The sequence below is a fragment of the Stenotrophomonas sp. Steno-Z2 genome (genome assembly GCF_056393235.1).
In genome coordinates, this window is sequence record NZ_JBWJOY010000009.1 from 107564 (window position 1) to 116227 (window position 8664).

9 protein-coding genes are annotated in these 8664 nt (G+C 71.9%); 8 read left to right on the forward strand and 1 reads right to left on the reverse strand.

Annotated elements, in window-relative coordinates; genetic code table 11:
* Positions 1–47 precede the first annotated feature (47 nt).
* A complete protein-coding gene (locus tag AC06FP_RS15345; RefSeq protein WP_478076112.1) occupies positions 48–1202 on the reverse strand; it encodes an amidohydrolase in 1155 nt (384 codons plus the stop codon).
* 237 nt (positions 1203–1439) lie between these two features.
* On the opposite strand from AC06FP_RS15345, the gene AC06FP_RS15350 reads away from it, so the two are divergent.
* Genes AC06FP_RS15350 through AC06FP_RS15385 form a run of 8 tightly spaced genes read left to right on the forward strand, consistent with a single transcriptional unit; the run spans position 1440 to position 8645 of the window.
* Positions 1440–2927: a 2-hydroxymuconic semialdehyde dehydrogenase gene (locus AC06FP_RS15350; RefSeq protein WP_478076113.1), complete on the forward strand. Its 1488-nt coding sequence runs from the start codon at positions 1440–1442 to the stop codon at positions 2925–2927.
* Positions 2908–3723: a 2-keto-4-pentenoate hydratase gene (locus AC06FP_RS15355; RefSeq protein ID WP_478076114.1), complete on the forward strand. Its 816-nt coding sequence runs from the start codon at positions 2908–2910 to the stop codon at positions 3721–3723. The genes AC06FP_RS15350 and AC06FP_RS15355 overlap by 20 nt, the downstream gene beginning before the upstream one ends.
* Before the next feature lie 4 nt (positions 3724–3727).
* The gene (locus AC06FP_RS15360; RefSeq protein ID WP_478076115.1) at positions 3728–4681 is read left to right on the forward strand and encodes an acetaldehyde dehydrogenase (acetylating); all 954 of its coding nucleotides are present in this window, start codon (positions 3728–3730) and stop codon (positions 4679–4681) included.
* On the forward strand, positions 4678–5709 hold the full coding sequence (gene dmpG, locus AC06FP_RS15365; protein ID WP_478076116.1) for a 4-hydroxy-2-oxovalerate aldolase: 1032 nt from the start codon (positions 4678–4680) through the stop codon (positions 5707–5709). The genes AC06FP_RS15360 and dmpG overlap by 4 nt, the downstream gene beginning before the upstream one ends.
* Positions 5706–6473 (forward strand): 2-keto-4-pentenoate hydratase, encoded by a 768-nt coding sequence (locus AC06FP_RS15370; protein WP_478076117.1) that lies wholly within the window; start codon positions 5706–5708, stop codon positions 6471–6473. Before dmpG ends, AC06FP_RS15370 begins: the two co-directional genes overlap by 4 nt.
* Positions 6474–6476: 3 nt before the next feature.
* Complete coding sequence (locus tag AC06FP_RS15375; RefSeq protein WP_478076118.1) at positions 6477–6674, forward strand: tautomerase family protein; 198 nt, start codon at positions 6477–6479, stop codon at positions 6672–6674.
* 53 nt (positions 6675–6727) lie between these two features.
* Positions 6728–8071: a DUF3100 domain-containing protein gene (locus tag AC06FP_RS15380; protein WP_478076119.1), complete on the forward strand. Its 1344-nt coding sequence runs from the start codon at positions 6728–6730 to the stop codon at positions 8069–8071.
* A 31-nt stretch (positions 8072–8102) separates the two neighbouring features.
* Positions 8103–8645: a cytochrome b gene (locus AC06FP_RS15385; RefSeq protein WP_478076120.1), complete on the forward strand. Its 543-nt coding sequence runs from the start codon at positions 8103–8105 to the stop codon at positions 8643–8645.
* The last annotated feature ends 19 nt before the right edge of the window (positions 8646–8664 follow it).

Here is an 8664-nt window from a genome sequence, read left to right on the forward strand (position 1 = left end):
CAGTTGTCGCGGTGGGCCGTGGTGACGGAACGAGCGGCGGCGCGGGTTCAGCCCAGTCGCCGGCGCACGATCCGCTCGAACACCGCCGCCGCCACCGGCAGCAGCTGGTCGTCGAAACGGAAGGTCGGGTGGTGGCACATGGCGCTGTCCATGCCCAGGAACAGGTAGGCGCCCGGCCACCGCTCCAGCATGTAGGAAAAATCGTCGGAGAACGGATAGGCGCGCATGTCGGTCCTGACGTTGTCCGCGCCCAGCACGTCGCCCAGCGCCTGTGCCGCCAGCGCGGCCTGTTCCGGCGCGTTGACGCAGGGCGGGCAGGAATGCGGGATGCGCAGCTCGATGCTGCAGCCGGAGATCTGCGCGTAACCCTCGCACAGCGCGCGCAGGCGCTTGAGCAGTTCGTCGTGGACCTCGCGCGACAGCGAGCGGAGGGTGCCGCTGAGCGAGGCGGTGGACGGGATGATGTTGTGGGTCGTGCCGGCCTGCAGGCTGCCGACGTTGATCAGCGCCGCCTCCATCGGGTCGATGTGGCGGCCGACGATGGCGCTGATTTCCACCGCCAGGCGCGCGGCGACCTGCAGCGGGTCGTTGGCGCGGTGCGGCGCGGCGGCGTGGCCGCCGACGCCCTCGATGGCGATCTCGAACACCGCCAGCGACTGCAGCGTGGCGCCGGCGCGCACGCTGGCCTGGCCGCCGGGCAGCGCCGGCATGTTGTGGAAGGCGTAGACCTCGTCGCAGGGCCAGCGCTCGAACAGGCCGTCCTCGATCATCCGGATGGCGCCGCGGCCGCCTTCCTCGGCCGGCTGGAACACCAGCACCACGCGGCCGCTGGCCGGCGGGTGTTTCACCAGGTGCTCGGCGGTGCCCAGCAGCGCGGCGGTGTGGCCGTCGTGGCCGCAGGTATGGGCCACGCCCGGGCGCTGCGAGCGGTACGGCAGCTCGTTGTGCTCGTCCATCGGCAGCGCGTCCATGTCCGCGCGCAGGCCGATCGACGGGCCCGGCCGGCCGGAATCGATCACCGCCACCACGCCGGTGCCGCCCAGGCCGGTATGCACCTCCAGCCCCAGCCCGCGCAGCACCTCGGCCACCAGCGCCGACGTCCGCTCCTCCTCGAAGCCCAGTTCGGGCCAGGCATGGATGCGCTGGCGCCAGTCGGCCATGCGCGGCGCCAAGGCAAGGACGGAATCGGGAACGGCGGCCATCAGGGTGCATCTCCGGAACGTGGGCGTGGGACGGATCAGAGCAGAGTCCCATCGCACTGTCAAATTTAATTTCGATATTTTGCAGACATTGCGAAATTTGTCTGGCATGATCGCCGCTCGAGCATCAGCCCAACAAACATTGGCGTTTGGCTGATAAACGAGAGACATCCGGCCCCCGAAGCACCACGAGGAAACGGAATAAATTTCGTAATTTATGGATTCGACCACGGAAACCGCATGAACACCATTGCAGCGCAAGCGCCCGCTCCCACCGTCATCACGCACTACATCGCAGGCCGCCCGGTCACCTCCAGCCGGCCTCCGTTCGCCAATATCGACCCGGCCACCGGCCAGGTCGTGGGGCATGTCCACGAGGCCGACGCCGGCATCGTCGACCAGGCGGTGCGCGCGGCGCGCGAGGCGCTGCACGGCCCCTGGGGCCGGCTGACCGACGGCGAGCGCGCGACGATCCTGCGCCGGCTGGCCGACGGCATCCGCGCCCGCTTCGACGAGTTCGTCGCCGCCGAGGTGCGCGACACCGGCAAGCCCTGCAGCCTGGCCAGCCACCTGGACATCCCGCGCGGGGCGGCCAACTTTGACGTGTTCGCCGACCAGCTGGCGCACGGCGCCACCGAGGCGTTCCGCTCGCCCACGCCCGATGGCGGCACCGCGCTCAACTATGGCCTGCGCACGCCGCGCGGGGTGATCGCGGTGATCTGCCCATGGAACCTGCCGCTGCTGCTGATGACCTGGAAGGTGGCCCCGGCGCTGGCGTTCGGCAACACCGTGGTGGTCAAGCCCTCGGAGGAAACCCCGAGCACCACCACCCTGCTGGCCGAGGTGATGAACGACGCCGGCGTGCCGCCGGGCGTGTTCAACGTGGTGCACGGCTTCGGCCCGGACAGCGCCGGCCAGTACCTGACCGAGCACCCGGACGTGAACGGCATCACCTTCACCGGCGAGACCCGCACCGGCACGGCGATCATGAAGGCCGCGGCGGTAGGCGTGCGCCCGGTTTCCTTCGAACTGGGCGGCAAGAACGCGGCGCTGGTGTTCGCCGACTGCGACCTGGACGCAGCCGTCGCCGGCATCACCCGCTCGGCCTTCCTCAACAGCGGCCAGGTCTGCCTGGGCACCGAGCGCCTGTATGTCGAACGGCCAATCTTCGATGCCTTCGTCGCGCGCCTGAAGCAGGCGGCCGAGGCGCTGCGCCCGGGCGACCCGAACGCGGAGGGCACCACGTTCGGCCCGCTGATCAGCAAGGCGCACCGCGACAAGGTGCTGTCCTACTACGCCCGCGCGCGCAACGAGGGCGCCACCATCGTCACCGGCGGCGGCGTGCCGGCGCTGCCGGCGCCGCTGGCCGGCGGCTGGTGGGTGGAGCCGACCATCTGGACCGGCCTGGCGGCCGACTCGGCGGTGCTGACCGAGGAGATCTTCGGGCCGTGCTGCCACATCGCCCCGTTCGACCGCGAGGACGAAGCGGTGGCCGCGGCCAATGACAGTCCCTACGGGCTGGCCACTTCGATCTGGACCGGCGACCTGTCGCGCGCGCACCGCGTGGCGGCGGCCATCGAGGTCGGGGTGGCCTGGGTCAACTGCTGGTTCCTGCGCGACCTGCGTACCGCCTTCGGCGGCGCCAAGCAGTCGGGCATCGGCCGCGAAGGCGGCGTCCACGGGCTGGAGTTCTATACGGAGCTGCGCAATGTCTGCATCAAGCTTTGAAGCGCTGGCCGGCACCGCGCCGGTGCGCGAGGCCGCGCGCCTGCTGGGCGAGGCCGCACGCAGCGTCACGGCCTGCGAACCGGTCGCGCCGCTGCTCGAATCCGGCGGCATCGACGCCGCCTACGCGGCCCAGCACCTGCTCACCGAGCAGGCGCTGGCCGGCGGCCGGCGCCTGTCCGGGCGCAAGATCGGCCTGACCTCGGTGGCGGTGCAGCGGCAGCTGGGCGTGGACCAGCCCGACTACGGCATGCTGTTCGACGACATGGCCCATGGCGACGGCGAGGAGATCGCGCTCGGCCGCCTGATCCAGCCCAAGGTCGAGGCCGAGATCGCCTTCGTGTTCGACCGCGACCTGGACGCGGAACGGCCGACGCTGGGGCACGTGCTGGGCGCCATCGGCTACGCGCTGCCGGCCATCGAGGTGGTCGACAGCCGCGTGCGCGACTGGAAGATCGGCATCCTCGACACCATCGCCGACAACGCCTCCTCCGGCGTCTACGTGCTCGGCGGCGCGCCGAAGAAGATCGACGCGCTGGACCTGCGCCTGTGCGGCATGAGCCTGGAGCAGCGCGGCGAGCCGGTATCGCTCGGCTGCGGCGCGGCCTGCCTGGGCAACCCGCTCAACGCGGTGGTGTGGCTGGCGCGGACCGCCGCGCGCATCGGCCGTCCGCTGCGCGCCGGCGACACCGTGTTGTCCGGGGCGCTGGGGCCGATGGCCGTGGCGCACCCGGGCGACGTCTTCGAAGCCCGCATCTCCGGCCTGGGCCGGGTCGCGGCCGCCTTCCGCGGAGAGTGAACCCATGAGCAAGCGCAACGTCGCGGTGATCGGTTCCGGCAACATCGGCACCGACCTGATGATCAAGATCCTGCGCCACGGCCGCCACCTGCAGATGGCGGCGATGGTCGGCGTGGACCCGCAGTCCGACGGCCTGGCGCGCGCGCGCCGGCTCGGCGTGGCCACCACCCACGACGGCATCGAAGGCCTGCGCGCGATGCCGGAGTACGCCGGCATCGACATCGTGTTCGACGCCACCTCGGCCGGCGCCCACGTCGGCCACGACCGCCTGCTGCGGGCCGACGGCAAGCGCGTGATCGACCTGACCCCGGCCGCGGTCGGCCCCTACGTGGTGCCGGCGGTGAACCTGGACCAGCACCTGGCCGCGGGCAACATCAACATGGTCACCTGCGGCGGCCAGGCCACCATCCCGGTGGTGGCCGCGGTGGCGCGCGCGGCGCCGGTGCGTTACGCCGAGATCGTCGCTTCCATCGCCAGCAGGTCGGCCGGCCCCGGCACCCGCGCCAACATCGACGAGTTCACCGAGACCACCTCGCGCGCGCTGGAAACCGTCGGCGGCGCGCAGCGCGGCAAGGCGATCATCGTGCTCAACCCGGCCGAGCCGCCGCTGATCATGCGCGACACGGTCTACTGCCTGACCGAAGGCGGCGACCCGGCCGCCATCGCCGCCTCGATCCAGGCGATGGTCGCCGACGTGGCCGGCTACGTGCCCGGCTACCGGCTCAAGCAGCAGGTGCAGTTCGAAGCGCTCGACGCCGCCGCGTGCGCGGCCATCCTCGGCCGCGCCGACGCCGCGCCGGGGCTGAAGGTGTCGGTGTTCCTCGAGGTCGAGGGCGCCGGTCACTACCTGCCGGCCTATGCCGGCAACCTGGACATCATGACTTCCGCGGCGCTGGCCGCGGCCGAGCGCATGGTCGAGGTTTCCCTGGACACCGCCACCGAGGAGGGCGCGCGATGAACCGGCTCTACATCCAGGACGTGACCCTGCGCGATGGCATGCACGCCATCCGCCACCAGTACGGGCTGGACCACACCCGCGCCATCGCCGCCGCGCTGGACCGCGCCGGCGTGGCGGCCATCGAGGTGGCGCACGGCGACGGCCTGGCCGGCTCCAGTTTCAATTACGGCTTCGGCCGGCACTCGGACCTGGAATGGATCGCCGCGGTGCGCGAGAGCGTGCAGCAGGCGAAGCTGACCACCCTGCTGCTGCCCGGCATCGGCACCGTGCACGACCTGCGCGAGGCGGTGGCCGCCGGCGTGCGCTCGGTGCGCGTGGCCACCCACTGCACCGAGGCCGACGTCGCCCGCCAGCACATCGAGGAAGCGCGCCGGCTGGAGATCGACGTGGCCGGCTTCCTGATGATGAGCCACATGACCGCGCCGGCCCAGCTGGCCGAGCAGGCGCTGAAGATGGAGAGCTACGGCGCGTACTGCGTGTACGTGACCGACTCCGGCGGCGCGCTGACCATGGACGCCACGCGCGAGCGCGTGCGGGCGCTGCGCGACGCGCTGCGCCCGGAAACCCAGATCGGCATCCACGCCCACCACAACCTGTCGCTGGGCGTGGCCAACTCCATCGTCGCGGTGGAGAACGGCGTGACCCGGGTGGACGCCTCGCTGGCCGGCATGGGCGCCGGCGCCGGCAACGCGCCGCTGGAGGTGTTCATCGCCGCGGCCGACCGCATGGGCTGGGAGCACGGCTGCGACCTGTACGCGCTGATGGATGCGGCCGACGACCTGGTGCGGCCGCTGCAGGACCGCCCGGTGCGGGTGGACCGCGAGACCCTGAGCCTGGGCTACGCCGGCGTCTATTCCAGCTTCCTGCGCCATGCCGAGAAGGCCGCCGCCGACCACGGCCTGGACGTGCGCTCGATCCTGGTCGAGCTGGGACGCCGGCGCATGGTCGGCGGACAGGAAGACATGATCGTCGACGTCGCGCTGGACCTGCTGGCGCGCAACCGCACTTCCGAAGGACAGACCGCATGACCGCCATCGACATCGACGCGCTGGCCGCGCGCCTGGACGACGCCGCCCGCCACGCCACCGCCACCCCGCAGCTGGAGCAGGCCATCAGCCTGCAGCAGGCCTATGCGATCCAGCGCCTGAGCATCGAACGCCGGCTGCGCCGCGGCGAACGCCGCATCGGCATCAAGATGGGCTTCACCAGCCGCGCCAAGATGGTGCAGATGGGCGTGTCGGACATGATCTGGGGCCGCCTGACCTCGTCGATGCGGGTCGACGACGGCGGCTCCATCCGCATCGGCGACTACGTGCATCCGCGGGTGGAGCCGGAAGTGGCCTTCCTGGTCGGGCGCCCGCTGGCCGGCGCGGTCACCGCGCCGCAGGCGCTGGCCGCGATCGACGCGGTGGCGCCGGCGCTGGAGATCATCGATTCGCGCTACGAGGACTTCCGCTTCTCGTTGACCGACGTGGTCGCCGACAACAGCTCCTCGTCCGGCTTCGTGGTCGGCCCCTGGCGCAGCCCGGCCACCGACCTGGACAACCTCGGCCTGGTGCTGGACTTCGACGGCCGCCCGCAGGCGTTCGGTTCCACCGCCGCGATCCTCGGCCACCCGCTGCGCTCGCTGGTGGCCGCCGCGCGCGTGGTCGCCGAGGCCGGCGAGAGCCTGCAGCCCGGCGACATCGTGCTGGCAGGCGGCGCCACCGCCGCCTGCGCGCTGCGGCCCGGCATCCACGTGTCGCTGGAGGTCGCATCGCTCGGCCGCTGCGGCTTCCACGTCGAGGACTGAACCATGCCGATCCTGCACGCGCACATCCTGGCCGGTCGCAGCGCCGGGCAGAAACAGGCCTTCGCCCGCGCCGTCACCGAGGCCGCGACCGTCCACCTGGCGGTGCCGGCCACGGCGGTACGGGTGCTGATCCATGAGATCCCGGCGGCCGAGTGGTTCACCGCCGGCGAACCGAAGGCGCCGCCCACGCCCGCGCGCTGACGCCGACCCGTACCGCACCCGACCCTGCGACCCGAACACGAGCGATCCCGACCATGCCCCACGCCGCAGCCAACGCCGCTCCCTCCCCCCCGCCGGCCGCCCCGCGCCGGCTCTGGCTCCTGCTGCTGGTGGTCCTGGCGGTCACGGTCCTGACCGAATGGATCGGACCGATCGCGCTGCCGGTGTGGTCGTCGAAGATCGTGATCCTGCCGATGCTGATGGCGCTGCTGCTGACCACGACGCTGGCCGCGCTGCACGCACGCATGCCGGCGGCGCTGCGGCTGGACGTGCCGCTGCAGCGCCACGCCGGCAAGCTGCTCAACGCCGCGCTGCTGCTGTTCATCGTCAAGCTCGGGCTGATGGCCGGGCATTCGATGCCGCAGCTGCAGAAGGTCGGCTGGGCGCTGGCCTTCCAGGAACTGGGCCATGCCTTCGGCACCATGGTGCTGGCGCTGCCGCTGGCGCTGATGTTGGGCATCAAGCGCGAGGCGGTCGGCGCGACCTTCTCGATCGGGCGCGAGAACAGCCTGGTCATCATCGGCCAGAAGTACGGCATGCAGTCGGCCGAAGGCCGCGGCGTGCTCGCCGAGTACATCACCGGCACGGTGCTGGGCGCGGTGTTCATCACCCTGCTGGTGAGCGTGATCGCGCCGCTGGGCATCTTCGATCCGCGTTCGCTGGCGATGGGCGCCGGCATGGGCTCGGGCAGCCTGATGGCGGCCGCGCTGGGCGTCATCACCGTCGGCATGGCGCCGGAGATGGTCAAGGAGCTGAACGCCATCGCCGCGGCGGCGAACCTGATCGCCGGCGTGGTCGGGTTCTACTTCGCGGTGTTCATCACCCTGCCGCTGTGCAACTGGCTGTACGCGCGGCTGGAACCGGTACTGGGACGCACCGCGCTGGCGCGGCGCGCGCCCTCGGCCGACGACCTGGACCCGCAGGCGGCGATGGCCGAGGAGGACGAGAATCCCTCCTTCGCCGACAGCGCGGTGGCGCTGCTGCTGATGGTCGCCGGCATCACCCTCAGCAACTACATGGGCTACGGCGTGCCGCCGCAGCAGACCCTGCCGGGCGTGGCGGCGATGGTGGCGATCGTGCTGGCCGGCATCGCACTCAAGCGCGTGCTGCGCCGGCTGCCGCTGATGCTGTTCCTGGCGGTGGCGGCGACGCTGGTGACGATCCCCGGCGGCTGGCCGCTGGCCGACGCGCTGGCCTCCACCGTCGACCGCGTGCAGTTCATGAGCATCACCACCACCGTGCTGGCGCTGGCCGGCTTCTCGGTGGCGCGCAAGCTGCCGATGTTCCGGCGCCTTGGCTGGCGCATCGTCGCGGTATCGCTGACCGCCACCGCCGGCACCTTCATCGGCGCGGCGGCGATCGCCGAGTTCTTCCACTGACGTGGTCGCGGCGAACGCCATGGCGCGCGGCATGGACACAACCCCTCGCTGGCCGGTGGCGGTGCGGTGGCTGCACTGGCTGGGCCTGCTGCTGGTCGTCGCCACCGCGACGATCGGCCTGCTGATGGTGGACATGGAGCGCGGCAGCGATCCGCGCCGGCTGTGCTACGCCCTGCACAAATCGCTGGGCATGACCGCGCTGGCGCTGGCGGCGCTGCGCATCGCCGTGCGCATGGCCACGCGCGCGCCCGCGCCGCTGGCCGGGCCGGCCTGGCAGCTGCGCGCCGCGCGCGCCACCCACCTGCTGCTGTACGCGCTGCTGCTGGCCCTGCCGTTGTCCGGCTGGCTGCTCAACTCGGTGGCGGGACAGCCGTTGCCCTGGTTCGGCCTGTTCCAGCTGCCGGCGCTGACCGCGCGCAACCCGGATCTGCGGCAGCTGCTGGACGCTGCCCATGTGTGGTTGTTCTGGACGCTGGCCGTGCTGGTCGCGCTGCACCTGGCGGCGGTGCTGCACCACCAGCTGCTGCGCCGCGACGGGCTGCTGCGGCGGATGCTGCCGGCCGCGCGCGGCTGAGCGGCACGGGGAATCCACG